General features: G+C 69.5%; 19 protein-coding genes. 9 read left to right on the top strand and 10 right to left on the bottom strand.

The genetic code is table 11. The features are described 5' to 3' along the window. Positions 1-45: 45 nt before the first annotated feature. Positions 46-1,779: a proline--tRNA ligase gene (locus C6Y44_RS10360; RefSeq protein WP_120282282.1), complete on the bottom strand. Its 1,734-nt coding sequence runs from the start codon at positions 1,777-1,779 to the stop codon at positions 46-48. Between the two features lie 53 nt (positions 1,780-1,832). Between C6Y44_RS10360 and yaaA the strand changes: the two genes are divergently transcribed. Beyond that, on the top strand, positions 1,833-2,576 hold the full coding sequence (yaaA, locus tag C6Y44_RS10355) for a peroxide stress protein YaaA (protein WP_159418572.1): 744 nt from the start codon (positions 1,833-1,835) through the stop codon (positions 2,574-2,576). Here the strand turns inward: yaaA and C6Y44_RS10350 are convergent. The 4 genes from C6Y44_RS10350 to mqo all read right to left on the bottom strand — a co-directional run bounded on the left by C6Y44_RS10350 (position 2,569) and on the right by mqo (position 8,087). After that, positions 2,569-3,651, bottom strand: coding sequence for an FUSC family protein (locus C6Y44_RS10350; protein WP_159418573.1), 1,083 nt, complete (start codon positions 3,649-3,651; stop codon positions 2,569-2,571). The genes yaaA and C6Y44_RS10350 overlap by 8 nt on opposite strands. Before the next feature lie 69 nt (positions 3,652-3,720). Next, the gene (locus C6Y44_RS10345; RefSeq protein WP_225623821.1) at positions 3,721-5,142 is read right to left on the bottom strand and encodes an MFS transporter; all 1,422 of its coding nucleotides are present in this window, start codon (positions 5,140-5,142) and stop codon (positions 3,721-3,723) included. Between the two features lie 59 nt (positions 5,143-5,201). Continuing rightward, complete coding sequence (cobA, locus tag C6Y44_RS10340; RefSeq protein ID WP_159418575.1) at positions 5,202-6,464, bottom strand: uroporphyrinogen-III C-methyltransferase; 1,263 nt, start codon at positions 6,462-6,464, stop codon at positions 5,202-5,204. Positions 6,465-6,560: 96 nt separating this feature from the next. Then, positions 6,561-8,087 carry a malate dehydrogenase (quinone) gene (gene mqo, locus C6Y44_RS10335; RefSeq protein WP_081314386.1) on the bottom strand — a complete coding sequence of 509 codons (1,527 nt, stop codon included), beginning with the start codon at positions 8,085-8,087 and terminating at the stop codon, positions 6,561-6,563. A gap of 187 nt (positions 8,088-8,274) precedes the next feature. Between mqo and C6Y44_RS10330 the strand changes: the two genes are divergently transcribed. Together C6Y44_RS10330 and mtr are read left to right on the top strand one after the other, a co-directional pair. Then, positions 8,275-9,336, top strand: coding sequence for an alpha/beta hydrolase (locus C6Y44_RS10330; RefSeq protein ID WP_120282278.1), 1,062 nt, complete (start codon positions 8,275-8,277; stop codon positions 9,334-9,336). Beyond that, positions 9,333-10,706, top strand: coding sequence for a mycothione reductase (gene mtr, locus C6Y44_RS10325; RefSeq protein WP_159418576.1), 1,374 nt, complete (start codon positions 9,333-9,335; stop codon positions 10,704-10,706). Before C6Y44_RS10330 ends, mtr begins: the two co-directional genes overlap by 4 nt. A gap of 75 nt (positions 10,707-10,781) precedes the next feature. Here the strand turns inward: mtr and C6Y44_RS10320 are convergent, their stop codons facing one another. Then, positions 10,782-11,348, bottom strand: a complete 567-nt coding sequence (locus tag C6Y44_RS10320) for an alpha/beta fold hydrolase (protein WP_174247052.1) — start codon at positions 11,346-11,348, stop codon at positions 10,782-10,784. Positions 11,349-11,469: 121 nt separating this feature from the next. On the opposite strand from C6Y44_RS10320, the gene C6Y44_RS10315 reads away from it, so the two are divergent. From C6Y44_RS10315 to C6Y44_RS10305, 3 genes are read left to right on the top strand one after another with little or no spacing between them, the layout of a single operon-like run. After that, positions 11,470-11,829 carry a GntR family transcriptional regulator gene (locus C6Y44_RS10315; RefSeq protein WP_026060947.1) on the top strand — a complete coding sequence of 120 codons (360 nt, stop codon included), beginning with the start codon at positions 11,470-11,472 and terminating at the stop codon, positions 11,827-11,829. Next, on the top strand, positions 11,826-12,731 hold the full coding sequence (locus C6Y44_RS10310) for an ABC transporter ATP-binding protein (RefSeq protein WP_159418577.1): 906 nt from the start codon (positions 11,826-11,828) through the stop codon (positions 12,729-12,731). The genes C6Y44_RS10315 and C6Y44_RS10310 overlap by 4 nt, the downstream gene beginning before the upstream one ends. Then, positions 12,728-13,462, top strand: coding sequence for a hypothetical protein (locus tag C6Y44_RS10305; protein ID WP_120282275.1), 735 nt, complete (start codon positions 12,728-12,730; stop codon positions 13,460-13,462). The genes C6Y44_RS10310 and C6Y44_RS10305 overlap by 4 nt, the downstream gene beginning before the upstream one ends. 81 nt (positions 13,463-13,543) lie before the next feature. On the opposite strand, the gene map is transcribed toward C6Y44_RS10305, so the two are convergent. Both map and C6Y44_RS10295 read right to left on the bottom strand, forming a co-directional pair. Beyond that, entirely contained in the window at positions 13,544-14,401 is an 858-nt protein-coding gene (gene map / locus C6Y44_RS10300; protein WP_120282274.1) for a type I methionyl aminopeptidase, read from the bottom strand. A 65-nt stretch (positions 14,402-14,466) separates the two neighbouring features. Then, positions 14,467-16,110: an AMP-binding protein gene (locus C6Y44_RS10295; protein ID WP_159418578.1), complete on the bottom strand. Its 1,644-nt coding sequence runs from the start codon at positions 16,108-16,110 to the stop codon at positions 14,467-14,469. Positions 16,111-16,218: 108 nt separating this feature from the next. Here C6Y44_RS10295 and C6Y44_RS10290 point away from each other — a divergent pair, with 108 nt between their 5' ends. Both C6Y44_RS10290 and C6Y44_RS10285 read left to right on the top strand, forming a co-directional pair. Further along, positions 16,219-17,082: a LuxR C-terminal-related transcriptional regulator gene (locus C6Y44_RS10290; protein ID WP_088897308.1), complete on the top strand. Its 864-nt coding sequence runs from the start codon at positions 16,219-16,221 to the stop codon at positions 17,080-17,082. Positions 17,083-17,132: 50 nt separating this feature from the next. Beyond that, positions 17,133-18,503, top strand: a complete 1,371-nt coding sequence (locus C6Y44_RS10285; protein WP_159418579.1) for an APC family permease — start codon at positions 17,133-17,135, stop codon at positions 18,501-18,503. A 7-nt stretch (positions 18,504-18,510) separates the two neighbouring features. Here the strand turns inward: C6Y44_RS10285 and C6Y44_RS10280 are convergent, their stop codons facing one another. Continuing rightward, positions 18,511-19,740: a multidrug effflux MFS transporter gene (locus C6Y44_RS10280; RefSeq protein WP_159418580.1), complete on the bottom strand. Its 1,230-nt coding sequence runs from the start codon at positions 19,738-19,740 to the stop codon at positions 18,511-18,513. Between the two features lie 68 nt (positions 19,741-19,808). On the opposite strand from C6Y44_RS10280, the gene C6Y44_RS10275 reads away from it, so the two are divergent. Next, positions 19,809-20,276 (top strand): MarR family winged helix-turn-helix transcriptional regulator, encoded by a 468-nt coding sequence (locus tag C6Y44_RS10275; RefSeq protein WP_120282269.1) that lies wholly within the window; start codon positions 19,809-19,811, stop codon positions 20,274-20,276. A 2-nt stretch (positions 20,277-20,278) separates the two neighbouring features. Here the strand turns inward: C6Y44_RS10275 and C6Y44_RS10270 are convergent, their stop codons facing one another. Next, complete coding sequence (locus C6Y44_RS10270) at positions 20,279-22,120, bottom strand: penicillin-binding transpeptidase domain-containing protein (RefSeq protein ID WP_183070684.1); 1,842 nt, start codon at positions 22,118-22,120, stop codon at positions 20,279-20,281. Positions 22,121-22,130 lie beyond the last annotated feature (10 nt).

The following is a 22,130-nucleotide window of genomic DNA, read 5'->3' as shown; positions in this document are numbered from 1 at the left end:
TGCCCCCCCGCACAGAGAGTGCGAGGGCACCGGCAGACAAGGGGGTCAGCGCGAGACGATGCGCTGGACGACCTCACCGATCGGCAGTTCGTCGGCCTCGCCGGAGAAACGGTCGCGGACCTCGACCTTGCCGTCGGCGAAACCGCGGCCGACCACGACGACGAGCGGCATGCCGAGCAGCTCGGAGTCCTTGAACTTCACGCCGGGCGACGCCTTGCGGTCGTCGAGGAGCACCTCGAGGCCGGCGTTCGAGAGTTCCTCGGCGAGGTTCTCGGCGCCCTCCCGGGCCTGCTCGTCCTTGTTGGCGATCACCAGGTGCACGTCGAACGGCGCGATCTCCGACGGCCAGCGCAGGCCCTTCTCGTCGTGCTGCTGTTCGGCGACCACCGCGACGAGACGCGACACGCCGACACCGTAGGAGCCCATCGTGGGGCGGACGGGCTTGCCGTTCTCGCCGAGGACGTCCACCGCGAAGGCGTCGGTGTACTTGCGGCCGAGCTGGAAGACGTGGCCGATCTCGATGCCGCGGGCGGAGACGAGCGGGCCGGCTCCGTCGGGCGACGGATCGCCGTCGCGCACCTCGGCGGCCTCGATCGTGCCGTCCGGGGTGAAGTCGCGACCGGCGACCAGCCCGAAGACGTGCTTGCCCTGCTCGTCGGCGCCGGTGATCCAGCTGGTGCCGTCGACCACGCGGGGGTCGACGAGGTAGCGGACACCGTTGGCGAGCAGCGCCTTCGGCCCGATGTAGCCCTTGACGAGGAAGGAATTGGCCTCGAAGTCGGCGTCGGTGAGCAGCTCCACCTCGGCGGGCTCGAGCGAGGCCTCGAGGCGCTTGTCGTCGACCTCGCGGTCGCCGGGGATGCCGATGCCGAGCAGTTCCCACTCGCCACCGGGCTGCCGGACCTTGACCATGACGTTCTTGAGCGTCTCGGCCGCGGTGACCTCACGCCCGAGGACCTCAGACGCCGAAGCGACGAGCGAGGCGATCGTCGGGGTGTCGGGGGTGTCGTGCACGACCGCTTCGGGCTGTCCGTCGATCGGCAGCGGTTCCGGCGCGAGGGTCTTCACCGCTTCGACGTTCGCCGCGTAGCCGGACTCGAGGCACCGCACGTAGGTGTCCTCACCTGCGGGCGAGTCGGCCAGGAACTCCTCGGAGGCGCTGCCGCCCATCGCGCCGGAGGTGGCCGAGACGATCACGTACTTCACGCCGAGGCGCGCGAAGATGCGCTCGTAGGCGTCGCGGTGCGCCTTGTACGACTGGGCCAGACCCTCGTCGGTGAGGTCGAAGCTGTAGGAGTCCTTCATGACGAACTCACGACCGCGGAGGATGCCGGCGCGGGGGCGCTCCTCGTCGCGGTACTTCGTCTGGATCTGGTAGAGCGTGACCGGGAAGTCCTTGTACGAGTTGTACTCACCCTTGACGGTGAGCGCGAAGAGCTCCTCGTGTGTGGGGCCGAGGAGGTAGTCGCCGCCCTTGCGGTCCTTCAACCGGAACAGGCTGTCGCCGTATTCCGTCCACCGGTTGGTGGCCTCGTAGGGCTCGCGCGGCAGCAGCGCGGGCAGAGCGATCTCCTGCGCACCGATGGAGTTCATCTCCTCGCGCACGACCCGCTCGATCTGCCGCAGCACCCGCAGACCCAGAGGCAACCACGAGTACACACCCGGCGCGATACGTCGCACGTATCCGGCTCGGACCAGCAACTTGTGGCTCGCGACCTCGGCGTCGGCCGGGTCGTCTCGGAGGGTGCGGAGGAACAGGTGCGACATGCGGGTGATCACGACCTTGCAGCCTACCGTGGCCGCCTCGAGTGACGTCGGTACGGTTACCGGTTGTGCTGGTGCTTCTCCCTCCATCCGAAACCAAGTCCGACGGCGGCGACGGCGGGCCGCTCGATCTCGCCGACCTGTCGATGCCGCAGTTGACGGAGACGCGGGAGATGCTCGTGCAGGCCCTCGTCGACCTCGCTGCCGACCCCGAGGAGTCGAGCCGCGCACTCGGACTGGGCACGAAGGGCGCCGACGAGATCGAACGCAACGCGAAGTTGTGGGTCTCCCCCACCCGCCCGGCGCTCGAGCGGTACACCGGGGTGCTGTACGACGCGCTCGACGCGGGAGCGTTCACGAAGGCGCAGCGCGACAAGGCCTATCGGCGCCTGGGCATCGGGTCGGCGCTGTTCGGCGCGGTCCGGGCTGCGGATCCGATCCCCGCCTACCGCCTCTCGGGAGGGTCGAAACTGCCCGGCTTCGGCACGTTGAAGTCCGTGTGGCGGAACGAACTCACCGACGCGCTGGTGGCCGAGGCCGGCGGCGACCTCGTGGTCGATCTCCGCTCCGGGGTCTACCAGCAGCCCGGTCCCGTGCCGGGTGCGGTGACCGCCACCGTGCTCACCGAGCAGCCCGACGGCACCCGCAAGGTTGTCAGCCACTTCAACAAGCACCACAAGGGCCTGCTGGCCCGCGCGCTGGTCCTCACCCGCGCGGAACCGAGCGATATCGGAGCGCTCGCCCGCGTCGCGTCGAAGGCGGGACTGAGGGTCGAGGTGGAGTCGCCGACCGAGCTGGTCGTGCTCACCTGACCTCGAGTCCCATCGCCGCGACGATCCGGCGGGCCGTGTGCAGGACGGCGCCGAGTCGCGCGGTCAGGACCAGGTCGTCCGATTCGGTGGCGAACCGTTCGAGCTCGGTGAGATTGCTGCGGCACGCCCCGTCGGGGTCGACCTCCCGGCCTGCCCCCACGGCATCGACCATCTCGGCGAGGGCGTCGAGCATCGCCGCGATCCCCGTCCGCAGGCGGTCGCGGTCGGCTTCGGCGATGTCGTCGCCGAGTACGGGGTCCAGAGCGTGCGCGAGTTCCTCGACGGCGCTGGACACCGACGAGAGGTCGTCGAGGGTCCGGTCCCAGCGACGTGCCCATTCCCCGGCCCGTGCAGCGGCGGGCCGTGGGTTCATCCGGGCACTCTCGTGCGCCCACCGCGATTCCTCGAAGGCGCGCTGCACGAGGCTGTCGATGCCCCGCGCGCGCTGCACCCAGTCCCGCACCCCCGACGATCCCTCACGGCATCCGGACGCCATGTCCCGCAGCAGGTCGCGCAGCTCACCGGTGAGTTCGCGGGCCTCCTTGCCCGCCGAGTACACCGGCGGGAAGACCAGCGCCGTCACAGCGACGCCGATCGCGGCGCCGATCATCGTCTCCGCGAGTCGTTCACCGAGCAGGATCGGGCTGTCCGAGGCGCCCGTCGCGATCACCAGCAGCGCGGTGATCGCCACCCAGATGCCACTGGCCCCGAACCGTCGCCAGCGACCCGCGAAGTAGCCGACCGCCACGGCGATACCGATCGCAGCGGTCGTCGACTCCACGAGCCGTGTCACCACGACCGCGACCAGCAGACCCGCAACCACCGCCCCGACCTGCACCACCGCCTGCTGGAGCGAGCGCACGAGTGTCGCCTCGACGAGGAAGACCGCGACGTAGGGCGCGAGGAAGGCCTGCTGGAAGTGGAAGACCTCGGTCACGACGAGCCACGCGACGACCGCGGCGAGCGTGGACCGGAACGCCTGGAGGGCGACGTACCGCTCGTGTCCGGCCTCGCGCACCGCGCGGACGATCCACGATGCGACGAATCTGCCCCGTTCGAGAACACCGACCTGCATGAGGGTCGGGTACCCGGGGGTCGTGCGTGGCAGGCGTGAGCAAACTCATCCGCCACGGCGGTCGAGCGGTCAGGAGGTCTGCGCGGCCTTCTCGGCTTCCTGCGCCTGCGCGACCTCTTCGGGAGTGAAGCGGATGAACAGCGCCGCGACACCGGCGATCACCGCGCAGACAGCACAGCCGACGAGCGCGAACATGTATCCCTCGCCCTGGGCGACGAGCTGGGCGTCGGTCATGTCGGCGACGGCTCCGGAGACACCACCGAGCGACATCGTCCGCGAGGTGGCCATCGCACCGATCACGCCGAGACCGACCGGACCTCCGAGGGTCTGCGCGACCTGCGCGATCGCCGAGAGCGGTCCGATCTCGTGCGGTCCCACCCCGGAGATCGCGCACAGCGGCAGCGGGACCACGGCCAGGCCGACCCCGAAGCCGACGACGAGCACCAGCACGAACAGGGTCGGGAAGTAGCGGACGCTGCCGTCCATGGTCGAGCCGTAGAGCAGGCTGACGGTCATGATCGCCGAGCCGGTGACCACGAGCCAGCGCGGTTCGATCCGCGCGACCAGCTTCGAGGACACCGCGGCGGCACCGCCGAGGCCGAAGGCGAACGGCACGAAGGCCAGACCCGCGGCGAGCGGGCTGTAACCGAGGATGTCCTGCACGAACAGGGCGACGAAGGCCGCGAGGCTGAACATCACGGCGCCCGCGAAGAAGATCGCCACGAAGGTCGCGACGCGGTCCTTGTTGCGGAACAGCACGAACGGCAGCAGCGGGTTCTCGGCCCGCCGCTCGACGAGCAGGAACACTCCGAGCAGCACGAAGCCGGCGACGATCGCGCCGATCACCGAGGGGCTCGACCAACCGACTTCGGGACCCTCGGTGAGACCGAAGACCAGGCCGGTGCATCCGAGCGTCGCGAGGATCGCTCCGGGCACGTCGAGCGCGAGGCGTTCGGAGGCGGTCTCACGCAGCGCGATCGCGGCGAGCACGACGATGAGGACGCCGATGGGGACGTTGATGAGGAAGATCCAGCGCCACGACACCTGGGTGAGCGCACCACCGAGGATCAGTCCGGCGATGGACCCGACACCGGTCATGGCCGCGAAGACCGCGATGGCACGGTTGCGTGCCGGACCTGCGGCGAAGGTCGTCGCGACGAGCGCGAGGGCGGTCGGGGACGCGACCGCGGCGCCGACGCCCTGCAGGGCGCGGGCGCCGATGAGCATCGCCTCGCCGGTCGCCAGACCGCACAGCAGGGACGCCAGGGTGAACAGGCCGACCCCGCCCATGAACATGCGCTTGCGCCCGTAGCTGTCGCCGAGACGACCGCCGAGGAGCATCAACCCGCCGAAAGCGAGAGCGTACGAGGTGAGGACCCAGTTGCGACCCGCGTCCGACAGTCCCAGATCGCTCTGCAGCGGCGCGAGCGCGAGGTTTGCGACCGTTCCGTCGAGCACGACCATCAACTGGAGGCCGCTGAGGACCAGCATGGCCAGAGCGACCGCGCGGGTGGCCGACGGATGCGAGGTGGCTGACACGTGATCCAACGTTACCCACCGTCCGAGTCGGAGCCGGTCCGCGGATCGAGTCCGAATCCGGCCACCGGCCCGATCACGACGATCGCGGGCGGGCGCACGGCCTCGTCCCGGACACGCTGAGCGACGGTCGACAGGTCGGCACGCACCACACGCTGACTGCTCAGCGTGCCCTCCTGCACGACGACCACGGGGGTGTCTGTGGGGCGCCCGCCGGCCATCAGGGCGTCGGCGAACTGCTCGATGCGTTCGACGGCCATGAGCAGGACCAGGGTGCCGCGCAGCTTGGCGAGCGCGTCCCAGTCGGTGAGCGAGTCGGGATGTCCGGGTGCGACGTGGCCGCTGACCACGACGAACTCGTGGGTGACCCCGCGGTGAGTGACGGGGATCCCGGCTGCGGACGGCACGGAGATCGCGCTGGTGATGCCGGGGACGACGGTCACCGGGATGCCTGCCGCGGTGCAGGCCTCGAGTTCCTCGTAACCGCGTCCGAAGACGTACGGGTCGCCGCCCTTGAGCCGGACCACGAACTTGCCGGCCTTCGCGCGGTCGATGAGGGTCTCGTTGATGACCTGCTGGGCCATGGCCCGTCCGTACGGGAGCTTCGCCGCGTCGATCACCTCGACGTGCGAGTCGAGTTCCGCGAGCAGCTCTTGCGGGGCGAGATGGTCGGCGACGACCACGTCGGCGCGAGCGAGCAGGCGACGGCCGCGCACGGTGATCAGATCGGGATCGCCCGGTCCGCCGCCCACGAGGGCGACGCCGACCGGCTTCGGTGCGGTCCCGGCGAACTCGGTGACGGCCGCTCCGGCGAGAGCGTCGCGGATCGAAGTGCGCACAGCAGCGGACCGGCGGTGGTCGCCGCCGGCGAGGACGCCGACGGTCAGGCCCTCGTAGCGGGCTGTGGCGGGGGTGACGGCGCTGCCGTGACGGGCGTTGTCGGCGCGGACGCAGAAGATCCTGTTGCGTTCGGCTTCGGCGACGACCGCGGCGTTGGTCTCGGGTTCGTCGGTGCAGGCCATGGCGTACCACGCGCCGTCGAGGTCGCCCTCGCGGTATTCGCGCAGGTCGAGGGAGATGCGGCCCTTCGTCGCCATGCTCTCGACCACGGGGGTCGCGGCCCGGGCGACGACGTGGACGTCGGCACCGGACGCGACGAGCAGACCGAGACGCCGCTGCGCGACGCTGCCTCCTCCGACGATCACGACGCGGCGTCCACGGAGATCGAGTCCGACCAGGTAACTGGTCTCGTCCTCAGCGGCAGCGGACACGGGCATCTCCCCATCTCTCGTGTCGAGGCGAATCCGATCGGACCCACCTTCAGGACACCTGTGGCCCGGGCATCGCGCCGGGCCACAGGTGCAGTGATCGGATCAGACCGCGGCGGCCTCTGCGGGCGCCTCGGCCACGGTGTCGGAGACGACGTCGAGCTGCAGCGACTTCGTGCTGTGGTCCCAGACCTGGCGGAACAGGTCGGGGTTGTCGGACAGCTTCAGGCCGAGCGACGGGACCATCTCGCGGAGCTTGGACTGCCAGCCCGCCCACTGCTGCGGGAAGCAGCGCTCGAGGACGTCGAGCATGGCCGGAACGGCCGTCGAGGCACCCGGCGACGCACCGAGCAGACCGGCGATCGAACCGTCGCCCGCGTTGACCACGGCGGTACCGAACTCGAGGACACCGCCCGCGCCCTTGCGGCGGATGACCTGCACGCGCTGACCGGCGACGATGAGCTCCCAGTCCTCGAGGCGCGCCTCGGGCACGAACTCGGCGAGGGTGCCGATACGGTCGGCGGGCGACTGCATGAGTTCACCGACGAGGTACTTGACCAGGCCGAGCTCGGTGACGCCGACGCCGAGCATCGACATCAGGTTGCCGGGCTTGACGGACTTGGGCAGGTCCATGATGCCGCCCTGCTTGAGGAACTTGGGCGACCAGCCGGCGTAGGGACCGAAGAGCAGACCCTGCTTGCCGCCGATGACGCGGGTGTCGAGATGCGGCACCGACATCGGAGGGGCACCGACCGCGGCCTTGCCGTAGACCTTGGCGCTGTGCTGCGCGATGACCTCGGGGTTGGTGCAGCGCAGGAAGGCACCGGAGACGGGGAAGCCACCGAAGCCCTTGATCTCCTTGATGCCCGACTTCTGCAGCAGGTGCAGCGCGCCACCGCCGGCGCCGACGAAGACGAACTTGGCCTGGACCTTGCGCGACTCGCCGGTGCGGCGGTTGCGGACCTTCACGATCCAGCTGCCGTCGGACTGCTTGGACACGTCGGTGACCTCGTGGCCGAAGAAGACGGTGCCGCCGGAGGCCGCGACGTGGTTGATGAGCTGCTTGGTGAGGGCGCCGAAGTCGACGTCGGTGCCGGTCTGCGTCCAGTTCAGGGCGACCGGGTCGGAGAAGTCTCGGCCCTTACCCATGAGCGGCAGGCGCTCGGTGAAGACCTCGGGGCTCTCGGTGTACTCCATGCCCTCGAAGAGGGGATGTCCGGCGAGGGCGTCGTAGCGGGCACGCAGGTACTTCACGTTCTCGGCGCCGTGCACGAAGCTGACGTGCGGGACCGGGTTGATGAAGTTCTTCGGGTCGGACAGGATGCCGTTGTCGACGGCGTACGCCCAGAACTGGCGCGAGACCTGGAACTGCTCATTGACGTTGACGGCCTTCGCGATGTCGACCGAACCGTCCGGCTTCCCGGGGGTGTAGTTGAGCTCACACAGCGCGGAGTGGCCCGTACCGGCGTTGTTCCAGGGGTCGCTGCTCTCGGCGGCCGCGGCGTCGAGGCGCTCGAACGCGGTGATCGACCAGTCGGGCTGCACCTGACGCAACAACGCACCGAGGGTTGCGCTCATGATGCCCGCGCCCACGAGCACTACGTCGGTCTTCGCTACTACGTTCTCTGACACTGGGAAATCGACTTCCTTGTCTGGTTCGCACGCGCCGCCGAAGTACGGAGGTACCGTCTCGCGTGGGTGTCCCGTCAACGCGGCGCGCGAATGCGACAGACAGGTTACCCGCGCGTGGTCCGGCGTTTCATTTCACCTCATTGTGTACCCATGAGCGGTGGTCGGCGAACACACCTAGGGTGTGATAGTGACTACTTGGCGTCCTGACGTCCTCGGAGACGGCTACGAGCAGCTCGAACTGCCGCTGGGCACCGACCCCGACGGCGAAGGCGAGATCTCGGCGACCCTGGTGCGCTACCAGCCGCCGTCCACCGATCTCCCCGATCGCGCGGTGCTCTACGTCCACGGCTTCACCGACTACTTCTTCCAGCAGCACCTCGCCGAGCACTTCGCGGCGCGCGGCTACCGCTTCTTCGCACTGGACCTGCGCAAGTGCGGCCGCTCGCGGGCACCCGGGCACACTCCTCACTTCGTCACCGATCTCTCCCACTACGACGCCGAGCTCGACGAGGCGCTGCGCGTGGTGCGCGAGGAGGTCGGTGGCGGTGTGCTGCTCGCGGCCCACTCGACGGGCGGGCTCGTCCTGCCGTTGTGGCTCGACCGGCTCCGTCGCCGGTCCGGTGGGGTTGCCGCGGCGGGCATCGTGGGTCTCGTCCTGAACAGCCCGTGGTTCGACCTGCAGGGACCGTCCTACCTGCGCAATGTCGGCACGGCGGCCATCGACGTCGTCGGCCGCCTCCGGCCCCGCGCGCTCATCCCGCTGCCGAAGACCGAGGCCTACGGCCGCAGCCTGCAGAGCGACGGCTGGCGCTACGACCTCGATTGGAAGCCGTTGACCGGCTTCCCCATCCGGTTCGGCTGGTTGCGTGCCGTGCGGCGCGGCCAGGCCGTCCTGCACCGCGGGCTCGACATCGGGGTGCCGTCGCTGATCCTGCGGTCCGGTGCCTCCCGCTCCGCTCCGCGGTACGACGCGAGCGTCGACACCGTCGACGCGGTCCTCGACGTCCGCCAGATAGCCCGATGGGCGGGATGCCTCGGCAACCGCACGACGATCGTGCCGATCGACGGTGCCCGCCACGACGTGTTCCTGTCCACACCCGGTCCCCTGGCGGAGGCCTTCCGGGAATTGGACCTGTGGCTGGAATGGTTGGACGGAGCGGACGAGGCGGACACCTCCGGTTCCCGAACCGAGGCCGACGACTCCGCCACCGTTTCCGTACTGCACCGACCCATGGGAGAGCACGCGTGACCCACTACGACCTCGCGATCATCGGCACAGGATCGGGGAATTCGATCCTCGACGAGCGGTACGACGGGAAGCGCGTCGCTCTCCTCGAAGAAGGCACCTTCGGGGGCACCTGCCTCAACGTGGGCTGCATCCCCACGAAGATGTACGTCTACGCCGCGGAGGTCGCCCACACGGTCCGCACCGCGGCGAAGTACGGCGTCGACGCGTCGATCGACGGGGTGCGGTGGAACGACATCGTCGACCGGGTCTTCGGTCGCATCGATCCCATCGCTGCGGGCGGGGAGCGCTACCGCCGCGAGGACTGCGCGAACGTCACCGTCTACGACGGTCACGCGCGGTTCGTCGGCGAGCGCCGCATCGACACCGGAACCGGTGAGGTGATCACTGCCGATCAGGTGGTCGTCGCGGCCGGTTCGCGGCCCGCGATCCCCCAGGAGGTACTCGATTCCGGTGTGAGATATCACACGAGCGACGACGTCATGCGGCTGCCGAAACTGCCCGAGTCCCTCGTGATCCTCGGGACGGGCTTCATCGCGATGGAGTTCGCCCACGTCTTCTCGGCGCTCGGCACGCGGGTGTCGGTGATCGCGCGGACCGACCGTCTGCTGCGGCACCTCGACGCCGACGTCTCCGAGCGGTTCACGGCGCTCGCCGCGGCCAAGTGGGACGTCCACCTCGCCGATCCGGCCCGGGCGTTCCGTCCGGTCGGCGACGGCGTGGAGGTCGAACTCGCCGACGGCACCGTCGTGAGCGGCGACGCCCTGCTCGTCGCGACGGGTCGGCAGCCCAACGGGGACCTGCTCGACGCCGCGGCGGCCGGCATCGAACTCGATGCGAAGGGCCGGATCGTGGTCGACGAGTTCCAGCGCACGTCCGCTGCGGGTGTGTTCGCCCTCGGCGACGTGTCGTCGCCCTACCAGCTCAAGCACGTGGCCAACCACGAGGCGCGGGTCGTCCAGCACAACCTGCTGCACGACGCGTGGAGCGGCGACACCACGGGTCTGCAGCGGACGGACCACCGCTACGTCCCCTCCGCGGTGTTCACCGATCCGCAGATCGCGTCGGTCGGTCTCACCGAGGCCGAGGCCCGGGAGGCGGGATACGACATCTCCGTCAAGATCCAGGACTACGGGAACGTCGCCTACGGCTGGGCCATGGAGGACACCGAGGGCTTCTGCAAGCTGATCGCCGACCGGTCGACGGGTCTGCTGCTCGGCGCCCACATCATCGGGGTGCAGGCGTCGACGGTCATCCAGCCGCTCATCCAGGCGATGTCGTTCGGTCTGCCCGCGCGGGAGATGGCGACCGGCCAGTACTGGATCCACCCCGCGCTGCCCGAGCTCGTCGAGAACGCCCTCCTGGGTCTCTGAACTTCGGGGTCTCTGAGCACTTCCATCAGCGCCGTGTGGCCTGCTGCCCTCTCCGGGCCGCAGGCCACACGCGTCTCACCAGCTTCCGGTGCGCAGCGCGATCGCGGACGCGAAGTCGGTGGGCGCCTCGGCGGGCACGTTGGCGACACCGGCGAGTTCGACCACCCGGAACTCTCCCGTCACGTAGCGCATCGATGCGTCCGCTTCGGGGCGACGCGAGGCATCGCCCACGACGATTGTGGTGGGCACCTCCGCGGGCGGCGCCGATGCGTCGCGCACCGTGCCGTCACGATCCGCGACCGCGGGATGGCCGCGGTCGGCGACCACCAGGCTCGCGAAGCGTCCGAAGCGCCCTGCGGCGACGGCCCATGCCAGTTCGGCTCCCGCGCCGCTGCCCGCCAGATGAACCCAGGGCAGAGCGAGGGCGTCCAGTAGGGCGAACACGTCGGCGGGCGCGAGTCCGTCGATCTTCTCGACCACGATCGTCCGCAGGTCGGACGTGTGCAGCCGCTCGCACACGACGTCGTACACATCCCCGTCCTCCCCCGCGTCGGGGAAGAGCAGCACCGTGTAACGACTTTCGGGGCCGCCGATCCGAACCTGCACGTCCCCACCGGGCGTGGTCACCGTCCTCGATTCCATGGGCAAACGCTACATGGCCGCAGTCCGTGCTCCGCCTCTTGCCGTATCGACGACGAGGTCCTATGGTTCATTACATGAGTAATGAACCGATGCACCCGCCTCCGGGCCCCGGGGCGTCGTGCTGAACGACGAGGGCAAGCCCCTCTTCCAACAGATCGCCGAGCTCATCGAGAACTCGATCGTCGACGGCAGCCTCGCGGAGGAATCGCAGGTTCCCTCGACGAACGAGCTCGCGGCCTTCCACCGCATCAACCCGGCCACGGCCGCGAAAGGCCTCAACGCCCTGGTCGCCGACGGGATCCTCTACAAGAAACGAGGAATCGGCATGTTCGTCACCACCGGTGCCCGCGACAAACTGATCGCCCGCCGACGGGATCGGTTCGCCCAGCAGTACGTCGTCCCGCTCGTCCTCGAGGCCGAGAAACTCGGAATCGGCATCGACGAGCTCAAGTCCATGCTCGACACACGGGAGCACGTATGACCATCACTCCGCCCGTCGTCCGCGCACGTCACCTCGGCATGCGGTTCGGGGACGTCGCCGCCCTCACCGACGCCGACTTCACACTCCACCGGAACACGATCTACGGCCTGCTCGGCCGCAACGGCGCCGGCAAGACCACCCTGATGCAGCTGCTCGCGGGCCACATGCGTCCCACGACCGGCAGCGTCGAGGTGTTCGACGCCGATCCGTACGAGAACACCGCGGTGCTCCAGCAGTTGTGCTTCGTCGCCGACACCCAGCGCTATCCCGACGACATGCGCGTCGGGCACGTGCTCGCCTCGGCGGAACTGCTTCTGCCGCTGTGGGATCGGGAGTACGCACAGCGGTTGGCCGACAGGTTCGCGCTGCCCTGCGGACGCAAGGTCAAGAAACTCTCCCGCGGCATGAGTTCCGCACTGGGCATCGTGGTGGGTCTCGCGTCGCGCGCACCGGTGACGGTCTTCGACGAACCGTATCTCGGTCTCGACGCCGTGGCCCGGCAGATGTTCTACGACGAACTGCTGCTCGACTACGCGGAGCGGCCGCGCACGATCGTGTTGTCGACCCATCTGATCGACGAGGCCGCCGACCTGCTCGAACACATCCTCGTGCTCGACCGCGGACATCTCGTCGTCGACGAGGACACCGACACGCTGCGCACCCGCGCCGCACAGGCGACCGGCCCGGCGGACGAGGTGGCGCGGATCGTCGGCGACAGCACCGTCCTGCACACGGAGAGCCTCGGCGGTGTCGCCCGCACGGCCTTCCTCCGCAACGACGCGGACGAACTCCCCCACGCCTCCGGACGTGTGGACGTGCAACCGATCTCGCTCCAGGACCTCGTGGTCCACCTCCACCGGACACCCGAGACCATCACCACGAACGAGGAGGCATCGCTGTGACCACCGCGATCCCGTTGCCCGCCCCGGTCACCACCGGGTCGGCGCGTGTCCTGTCCGTCGCCCGCCTGCAACTCGTCTCGTGGCCGCTGTTCGTCGCGTGGCCCGTCGGACTGCTGATCACCTCGGCCCTCATCCCGTGGGTGATCTTCTCCCTCGTCGACACGGGTGCGGAGTACAACGTCACCGGCAGCATGCTGTCGGTCTACGGCTTCGTCGTCGCCTTCTACCTCCTGGCGATGACCCAGATGTTCTCGTTCGCACTGCGTCTCGGTTCCACGCGATCGCACTACATGCAGTCGATGGTCGCGATCGCGGTGGCCCAGTCGGCGGTGTTCGCGATCGCCTTCCAACTCCTCTCGGTGCTCGAGGCCGCGACCGGGGGCTGGGGTGTGGACATGCGGATGTTCGGGATCCTGCGTTTCGTCACCGACAGTTCCGTGGTGCAGTTCCTGGGCTTCTTCGCCACGATGCTCCTGATCGTCGCGCTGTCGATGCTCACCGGCGCGATCCAGCACCGTTGGCGTGCAACGGGTCTGCTCACGGCTGCCGCGTCCGTCGTCGTGATCGGCGGTCTCGCCGCGATCCTCGTCACGTGGACCCGGTCGTGGTCGTCGCTGTGGTCGTGGATCGTCGACACGTCGCCGACGACGACCCTGGTGGTCCTTCCCCTGCTGGTCGCCGCGGTGTGCGTGGGTGCGACCTGGCAGGTCGTCCGCAACGCGGCACCCTAGGCCGGCCGCCTTCCGGAACAGGTTCGGCCCCGACCTTTTCCGGGTCGGGGCCGAACTCCGTGCTCGCTCAGCGAGCGGAGGTCACGGCAGGGTGAGGATCTCGGCGCCGGTATCGGTGACGACGATGGTGTGCTCGAACTGCGCGGTCCACTTGCGGTCCTTGGTGACGACCGTCCAGCCGTCGTCCCAGATCTCGTAGTCGGGCGTACCGAGGTTGATCATCGGTTCGATGGTGAACACCATGCCGGGCTCGATGATCGTGTCGATGTCGGGCCGGTCGTAGTGCAGGATCACCAGGCCGTTGTGGAAGGTCTCGCCGATGCCGTGGCCGGTGAAGTCGCGGACGACGCCGTAGCCGAAGCGGTTGGCGTAGGACTCGATGACCCGGCCGATGACGTTGAGGGCCCGGCCCGGCTTGACCGCCTTGATGCCGCGCATCGTCGCCTCGCGGGTGCGATCGACGAGCAGACGGACGTCCTCGGAGACGTCGCCGGCCAGGAAGGTCGCGTTGGTGTCGCCGTGGACGCCGTCGATGTAGGCGGTGACGTCGATGTTGACGATGTCACCGTCCTCGACGACGGTCGAGTCGGGGATGCCGTGGCAGATGACCTCGTTGAGCGAGGTGCAGCACGACTTGGTGAAGCCGCGGTAGCCGAGGGTCGACGGGTAGGCGCCGTGGTCGCACATGTACTCGTGCGCGATGCGGTCGATCTCGTCGGTGGTCACGCCGGGCGCGACGGCCTTACCGGCCTCCACGAGGGCCTGCGCGGCGATCTTCGACGCGAGTCGCATCTTCTCGATCGTCTCCGGTGTCTGCACCCACGGCTCGTTGCCTTCCTTCGCCGTGGGCTTCCACACGTACTCCGGCCGTTCGATCGACGCGGGCACCTCCCGGACGGGAGTCGGAGTGCCGGGGACGAGCGGAGCGCGGGTAGCCATGACTTCCAGATTAGCTGCCGCGCCCCGCTCCCCCGTCATCCACCGATCGAGCGGTCGTGCACCGATCAGCCGACAGCGCCCGCCTGGCGCAACTTGAAACGCTGGACCTTGCCGCTCGGCGTCTTGGGCAGGTGCGGCACGAAGTGCACCGCGCGCGGGTAGGCGTGGGCGGCGTACTTCTGCTTCACGAGCTTCTGGAGCTCCGCCTCGAGCGCGTCGTCGCCCTCGACACCCTCCCGCAGCACCACGAACGCCTCGAGGACCTCACCCCGCAGTTCGTCGGGCAGCCCCACCACGGCGGCCTCGATCACGTCGGGGTGCATCACGAGCACCGACTCGACATCGAACGGGCCGATGCGGTAGCCGGCCATGATGATCACGTCGTCGTCGCGGGACGAGAAGAAGAAGAATCCGTTCTCGTCGACCTTGCCGGCGTCGCCGGTCAGGTACCAGCGGCCGTCCTCGCTGAACCGGTCGGCGGTCTTCTCGGGTGCGTCGACGTAGCCGGTGAACCACACGAGCGGGCTCGCGTGCACATCGATCGCGACGCGCCCGACCTCACCCGGCTCGGCGATCTCGTCGCTGTCCTCACGCAGCACCGCGCAACTCCAGCCCGGCAGCGGCTTGCCCATCGAACGCGCCGGGGTGTCCTCGCGCAGTTCGTCCGCCCACGCGTCGACGACGAACATGCCGTGTTCGGTCTGTCCGTACTGGTCGCGCACCACGACACCGAGGGTCTCCTGCGACCACTCGAGCACGTCCGGGGTCAGCGGCTCACCGGCCGAGGAGGCACGACGCAGCCGGACCGGCGGGTGCTCGGCGGTGTCGGCCTTGAGGCTGCGGTAGACCGTCGGGGCCGCCGCGAAGTTGGTCACCCCGAAGGTGTCGAGGATCTGCCAGGTGAGCGCGGGCGAGAAACCGGCGTGCAGCAGGAGGCTGCGCCGACCGGCCGCGAGCGGCCCGAGCAGCGCGTAGTAGAGCCCGTACGCCCATCCCGGATCGGCCGCGTTCCAGAAGACGTCGTCCTCGCGCACGTCGAGGCCGAACTCCAGGTAGGCGTGGAAGGACGCCAGCGCCTTCACCGGGACGGGGACACCCTTGGGAGTGCCGGTCGTGCCGGAGGTGAACAGCTGGACCAGACGCCCCTCGGCGCCGACGGCGACGGCCTCGCCACGCGGGTCGTCGGCCGACTGCGCGGCGACCAGTTCGCCGAAGTCGCGGCCCCCACGACCGGACGCGTCTGCGTCGCCCTGGCCGGCCACGACGACCTGCCACGGCACCTCGGCGGGAAGATCCGATCCGGCGGCGAGCTTGCCGGCCTGATCCCGATCGGCCACGACCACCTTGGTGCCGCTCGCGTCGAGCCGGAAGGCGATCGCCGGCGGGGCGAAGGCGGTGAAGAGCGGCACGTGCACGGCGCCGCGACGCCAGATACCGAGAACCGCGACCACCAGGTCTGCCGACTTGCCCATGAGCGTCGCGACGTGGTCGCCGGGTTCGACACCGAGATCCGCCAGCGCCGCAGCGAAGCGGGCCGACCGTTCGCGGAGCTCACCGTAGGTGAGATCCGTCGAGCTCAGGTCGGCGTCGACGACGGTGAACGCCACCGCGTCGGCGGGATGGTCGTCGCACAGCAGTCGGGCTGCGCAGGCGTCTGCCGTGTCGTACCGCTCGAGCAGTGTCCGCACGCGGCTCGCTGTGTCGCCCATTGTGGTCCTTTCGTCCGTACCGGCCAGGGTGTTCCCGATCTGGGGAGCACACCCGTTCGACGTCTATGATTCGAGTCACACCATGTTCCCCGATACCCCCGGAAAGGGGTGGCGTTCGTGTCGTCCTCCTCGTCGGCGCTGCTGCGTCCCCGCGACGGTGATGCCCTGCGCGGTGAACTCCGCCGCACCGCGGCGCAGGCCCAGCTGCCGGTGGTCTTCGCCGGCGAGGTCCAGCAGGGATCGCTGCAACTCAGCGAATTCTTCGGCACCCGCACCAACAGCCTGGCCGGGGTCGTAGTGCCTCCGCGGGCGGGTCTCGGCGGTCGCGTCCTCGCGGAGTCCCGAGTGGTGACGGTGTCGGACTACGGTCGCTCCGCGTCGATCACGCACCACTTCGACCGTCCCGTTCTGTACGAGGGATTGCGGTCCATCCTCGCCGTGCCGGTACTCGTCGAGGGCAAGGCCCGCGCCGTGTTGTACGGCGCCGCGCGCGAGTGCGCGCCCGTCGGCGATCGGGCTGTGACGGCGTTCGCGCAGGCGGCGGCTCGTCTCGCGCACGAGATCGAGGTGCGCGACGAGGTCGATCGGCGACTCGCGATGCTCGAGCGGTCGTCCGGCGACCGCGATCCCGTCGCGACCGCGCAGGTCCGCGAGGTCCACGCCGATCTGCGGGTGCTCGCGCAGGGCACGACCGATCCGGCGCTGCAGGAGAAGCTCCGCTCGTTGTCCGACCGTCTCGCCGGGGTGCTCGACGGAACGGAACCGGAACCGACGGACGTCGTGCTGTCCCCCCGCGAGACCGACGTGCTGTCCCATGTGGCGCTGGGGTGCAGCAACGCCGAGATCGCCCAGCGCCTGTCGGTCGGCGCCGAGACGGTCAAGAGCTACCTGCGCAGCGCCATGAGCAAGCTCGACGTCCATTCCCGCCACGAGGCCGTCGTCGCCGCGCGAAAATCGGGTCTGCTGCCCTGAATCCGGTCGGTCCCCCGCCGGCGGACAGGGTGCGCGGAAGGGGGCCTGCGGTGGCCGAGACGACCGACTCACCCCAGCTCGTCCGCGTTCTCGGGCCGGGTCTGCTCCTGCTGTTCGTCATCGGTGACATCCTGGGCACCGGCATCTACGCCCTCACCGGGGAGGTCGCGAACGAGGTCGGTGGCGTGGTGTGGCTGCCGTTCCTCGTCGCGTTCGCCGTCGCGACGGTGACGGCGTTCAGCTATCTGGAGCTGGTCACGAAGTATCCGCGGGCGGCCGGAGCGGCGCTCTACACGCACAAGGCGTTCGGCGTGCACTTCCTGACCTTCCTGGTGGCCTTCGCCGTGATGTCCTCGGGCATCACCTCTGCCGCCACGGCTGCGCGGGCGTTCGCCGCGAACTTCGCCGAGGCCTTCGGACTCGACCTGGCCGGCACGGCCGGGATCACCGTGATCGCGCTGGTCTTCGTCCTCGTCCTGGCGGTGATCAACTTCCGCGGGGTCGCCGAGAGCGTGAAGACCAATGTGGTGCTCACGATGATCGAGTTGGGCGGCCTGCTCATCATCGTCGCGATCGGCATGTGGGCGTTGGGTTTCGGCGGCGGCGACTTCTCGCGTGTGGTCGAGATCGATCCCGGCGACCGGTCCGTCTTCTCCGCGGTGGTCGCGGGGACGGCCCTGGCTTTTTTCGCGATGGTGGGATTCGAGGACTCGGTGAACATGGCCGAGGAGTGCAAGGAGCCCACCCGGATCTTCCCCCGGATGCTGCTGCTCGGCCTGGGTCTCGCTGCGCTGGTGTACGTGCTCGTGTCGATCACCGCGATCTCGCTCGTCCCGCCCGACGAACTCGGGGCGGGCGAGACGCCCTTGCTGCGGGTGGTCGAGGTCGGCGCCCCGGCGTTCCCGGTCGGGATCTTCGCCTTCGTCACGATGTTCGCGGTGGCCAACACCGCGCTGATCAACATGCTGATGGCGAGCCGGCTGATCTACGGCATCGCCCGCGAGGACGTCCTGCCCGCCGTCCTGGGGCGGGTGCACCCGACCCGCCGCACGCCCTATGTCGCGATCGTGTTCACGACGCTGCTCGCGGTCGGTCTCGTCGTCTTCGTCGGCGGGGTGCCCGAACTCGGGGGTACGACGGCGCTGCTCCTGCTGGGGGTGTTCGCGATCGTCAACGTCGCGGCCCTGGTCCTGCGCCGGGACCACGTGGAGCACCGGCACTTCCGCGCGCCGACGATCCTTCCGGTGCTCGGGGCGACCAGTTGCCTGTTCCTCGTCCTACCGTGGGTCGACCGGCCTGCGACCCAGTACCGGACGGCCGGGGTGCTGCTCGGGATCGGCGTGGTGCTGTGGCTGGTGACGCGACTCGCGGGCCGGCGCGACGGCCGGCCCGCGAGTACGACGGATCGCGAGGAGAGCTGAGGGTCCGTCAGCGGTTGCGGACCAACGCCATCGAGCCGAGGCCGAGGACGGCGGTGACGAGCATGGCGAGGGACATGGGGACCGCGGTGTCCTCACCCCAGGCGCCGACGATCGGAGCGACTACGGCCGCCAGCAGGAACTGGAGGGCGCCGAGGAGCGCCGAGCCGGTGCCGGCAGCGTGCCGGACCTGACCGAGAGCGAGGGTCGCGGCGTTGGCGAGCACCAGCCCGAGGCTCGCGACGCCGAACCACAACGCCACTATGGTCACTCCGAGGACGGGTCCCGCGAGGGCGTTGACGGTGAGCACGGCGGACCAGAAGACGAGCAGCGCCGACCCGATGCCGAGCAGCCGGTGCGGGGTCGTGCGCTGGAGCAGCTTCTGGTTCACCACATTGCCGAGGCTGATGCCCACGGCGTTGAACGCGAACAGCAGGGTGAACCAGCCGGTCGACAGGCCGTGGATCTTCTGCATGACGAACGGCGACGCGGAGATGTACGCGAAGAGCACACCGAACGCGAAGGTGTGGGCCAGCAGGTAGCCGAGATAGGTACGGTCGCGGGCGACGACGGCGATCCCGCTCACCAGGCCGCCGAGGCCACCCGCCGAGCGACGGTCGGCCGGGAGGCTCTCGGGCAGGAAGAAGACGATCGCCGCGAGCATCACGAGGCTCAGCGCGGCCAGGAACCAGAAGACGGCGCGCCAGCCGACGGACAGGATGATGCCGCCGCCGACGAGCGGCGCCGCGATGGGCGCCACTGCGCTGACGAGCACGAGCAGGCCGAACAGCTTCGCCGCGGCCATGCCCTCGGCACGGTCGGAGACGACGGCTCGACCCACGACGATGCCGGCGGCGCCGGCGAAGCCCTGGACGAAGCGGGAGACCGCGAGCAGTTCCACGGTGGGCGCCAGGGCGCACGCGACGCTTGCAAGCGCGCACACGGCCGTGCCGATGAGCATGGACGAGCGGCGACCGAACCGGTCGGACATCGGTCCGATGATCAGGTTGCCGAGGGCCATGCCGATGAGGAAGGCCGTCAGCGTGAACTGCACCGCGGACGCGGTACTGCCGAATTCCTCGGCGATGTCGGGGAAGCCGGGCAGGTACATGTCCACGGCGAGCGGGGCCAGGGCGGCCAGCAGACCGAGCGACGCCACGGACATGCCGGACAGCGAACGGCCGCCGGATCCGTGCTCGCCGGTCTTCACTCCGGTTGCGGCCTCGGAGGGTCGGTTCATCACACCTCGATCGATAAGTTCGAATTCATATATAAATTTATATATAGATTCTAGCCTACGATCGAGGCATGCCCGACGACCCGAGGATCAGCGACGCCGACGTCGACCGCCTGGCCGACAGCGTGCGCACGCTCGTGTGGAAGTTGCAGCGCGTCGGCGAACGCGAATCGGGCCTGGTCGGGATCCCCCAGTCCGAGATCGAGGTCCTGCGGGTGCTCTCCGACCATCCCGGCATCACCGTGTCCGATCTCGCGCGCATGCTCGGACTGCAGAGCAGCAACGTCAGTGCCACGGTGCGCAGCCTCGTCGCCCGCGGCCTCGTCTCCCGCACGACCAACCCGAACGACGGGCGGTCGCACCATCTGCACCGCACTCCCCTGGCGGAGCACAACGGGAATCTCATTCGGCGTATGTGGATCTCACGGATGCAGGAGGTGCTCGCAGCGATGGATCCGGTCGATGCCGCCGAACTCGTCGCGGCGGCACCGCTGCTCGAACAGCTCGCCGCCCTCGCCGAGGATCCGGCCCTGGCCTGAGCTCAGGCTCCCTCGTCGTACTCCGGCGGCAGGGCGGCGAACATGTCGCGGGTGACCGCGACCGCGTTGTCGGAGCTGCCGCCGCGCACGACGAGCGTCGCGAACGCCAGATCGCCGCGGTAGCCGACGAACCACGAGTGCGACCCGCCCTCGACCTCGGCCTCGCCGGTCTTGCCGTAGACGTCGCCCTGGTCCCGGATACGGTCGGCGGTACCGCTCGTGATCACCAAGCGCATCATCTCGCGCAGACCCTCCACCATCTCCGGCGTCACCGGCGGCGGTGAACCGTTCACAACCGTCTCGCGACCCGCGATGAGATAGGGCACCGGAGTACGGCCGGCGGCGACCGTCGCCGCGGTGAGCGCCATCCCGAACGGGCTCACGACCACCTTGCCCTGACCGAAACCGTCCTCGGTCCGTTCGACGAGATCCTCCGCGGGCGGAACCGATCCGGTGAAGGTCGGCATCCCGACCACCTCGTAGTCCACACCGATACCGAACTGCGAGGCGGCGACGGTCAGCGCGTCCGGGGCCATCTCGGAGGCGAGCTTGGCGAAGGAGGTGTTGCAGGATCGGGCGAAAGCGGTGGCGAGAGAGACCGTCCCGAGCTCGAACTCGTTGTAGTTCGGCACGCTCCGCTCGCCGATCGTGATGCGACCGGGGCACGGCACCATCGTGTTCGGGGTCGCGCGACCCTCGGCGATCGCCGCACCCGAGGTGACGATCTTGAACGTCGAGCCCGGGGGGTACTGGCCGGCCAGCGCGACCGGCCCGTCCCTGTCGGCGGCCTTGTTCTGGGCCACCGCCAGCACCGCACCCGTGGACGCCTCGATCACGACCGTCATCGCCTGCTCGGTGCGGGCATCGACGGCCGCCTGAGCCGCGAGCTGGAGGGGACGGTCGAGGCTGACCGAGAACGACGGCACCGGCTGCGGCGGCGTCTCGGTGAGCACCCCGGTGTCCACGCCGTACTGGTTCACCACGACGACGCTCCACCCGGCCGTGCCGTCGACCTCGTCGATGACGGTCTTCTTGATCTGGCCCACGAGATCAGGCGCGAAGTTGCGATCGGTCGCGACGAGGTCGGCCTGCTCGGTCACCACGACACCGTCGATCCCGGCGAGGCGTGGGGCGACGCGCTCGTAGTCGTCCTCGCGCAGTCGCATCACCGACCGCGGCCCGGACGAGGCCGTCACCGATTCCGCGATCGCCTGCGCCGTGAGCGAGGAATCGAACTCCGACAACGTCGACGCGAGCTGTCGTGCCGCACCGGCGACGTCGGTGGTCTGCGAGGCGTCGAAGGCGATGCCGTAGACCGTGCCGGGGACGAGGATGTCGCTGCCCGCGTGCTCGTTGACCCGGGCGCGCGGCGCCGGACTGCTGCGGAGCTGCATGGTCTGCCGTTCGCCGAGCTGCGGGTGCAGCGCGGATTTCGCCCACCGCACGATCCAGTCGTTCCCGCTGCGCCCCATGTTGAGCTCACCGGTGTACTGCCACACCCGTTCCTTCGGCAGGTGCCACTCGTAGTTGTAGCCCACGGTCGCGGAGTCGCCGCTGATCCGGGTGGATGTCGTGGTGGCGGTGAGGGATTCGGCCTGAAGCCCGTCCAGGACTTCCTGCATCGCGACGGCCGCGTCGTCGGGGCGGTCGGTGCGGTCCGCCGCCGACGCGACGTCCTGAGCGGCGAACGAGTCGAGAAACGCCTGGGCGGCGGCCTCCGGCCCGGCCGGGCGCGGCGTGCACGCGACGGCCAGGCCGAGGAGCACGACGGCCGCCGACAGCACAGCGCCGATCCGGAGCGCGCGTGCGTACGGGGATGCCGGGGTGGAACTTCGAGGTCTCATCGCCCGTCAT

Origin of the sequence: Rhodococcus rhodochrous (assembly GCF_014854695.1) — a bacterium.
GTDB lineage: Bacteria > Actinomycetota > Actinomycetes > Mycobacteriales > Mycobacteriaceae > Rhodococcus.
The sequence above is the reverse complement of the archived record's forward strand: the minus strand, read 5'-3'. Positions and strand labels throughout refer to the sequence as shown.

Coding starts and splice junctions, on each gene's coding strand:
- C6Y44_RS10350 (WP_159418573.1), bottom strand. CDS start 3,651: ATGCAGGTCGGTGTTCTCGAACGGGGCAGATTCGTCGCATCGTGGATC.
- C6Y44_RS10345 (WP_225623821.1), bottom strand. CDS start 5,142: ATGCTGGTCCTCAGCGGCCTCCAGTTGATGGTCGTGCTCGACGGAACG.
- cobA (WP_159418575.1), bottom strand. CDS start 6,464: ATGCCCGTGTCCGCTGCCGCTGAGGACGAGACCAGTTACCTGGTCGGA.
- C6Y44_RS10320 (WP_174247052.1), bottom strand. CDS start 11,348: ATGGAATCGAGGACGGTGACCACGCCCGGTGGGGACGTGCAGGTTCGG.
- C6Y44_RS10310 (WP_159418577.1), top strand. CDS start 11,826: ATGACCATCACTCCGCCCGTCGTCCGCGCACGTCACCTCGGCATGCGG.
- map (WP_120282274.1), bottom strand. CDS start 14,401: ATGGCTACCCGCGCTCCGCTCGTCCCCGGCACTCCGACTCCCGTCCGG.
- C6Y44_RS10295 (WP_159418578.1), bottom strand. CDS start 16,110: ATGGGCGACACAGCGAGCCGCGTGCGGACACTGCTCGAGCGGTACGAC.
- C6Y44_RS10280 (WP_159418580.1), bottom strand. CDS start 19,740: ATGAACCGACCCTCCGAGGCCGCAACCGGAGTGAAGACCGGCGAGCAC.
- C6Y44_RS10275 (WP_120282269.1), top strand. CDS start 19,809: ATGCCCGACGACCCGAGGATCAGCGACGCCGACGTCGACCGCCTGGCC.
- C6Y44_RS10270 (WP_183070684.1), bottom strand. CDS start 22,120: ATGAGACCTCGAAGTTCCACCCCGGCATCCCCGTACGCACGCGCGCTC.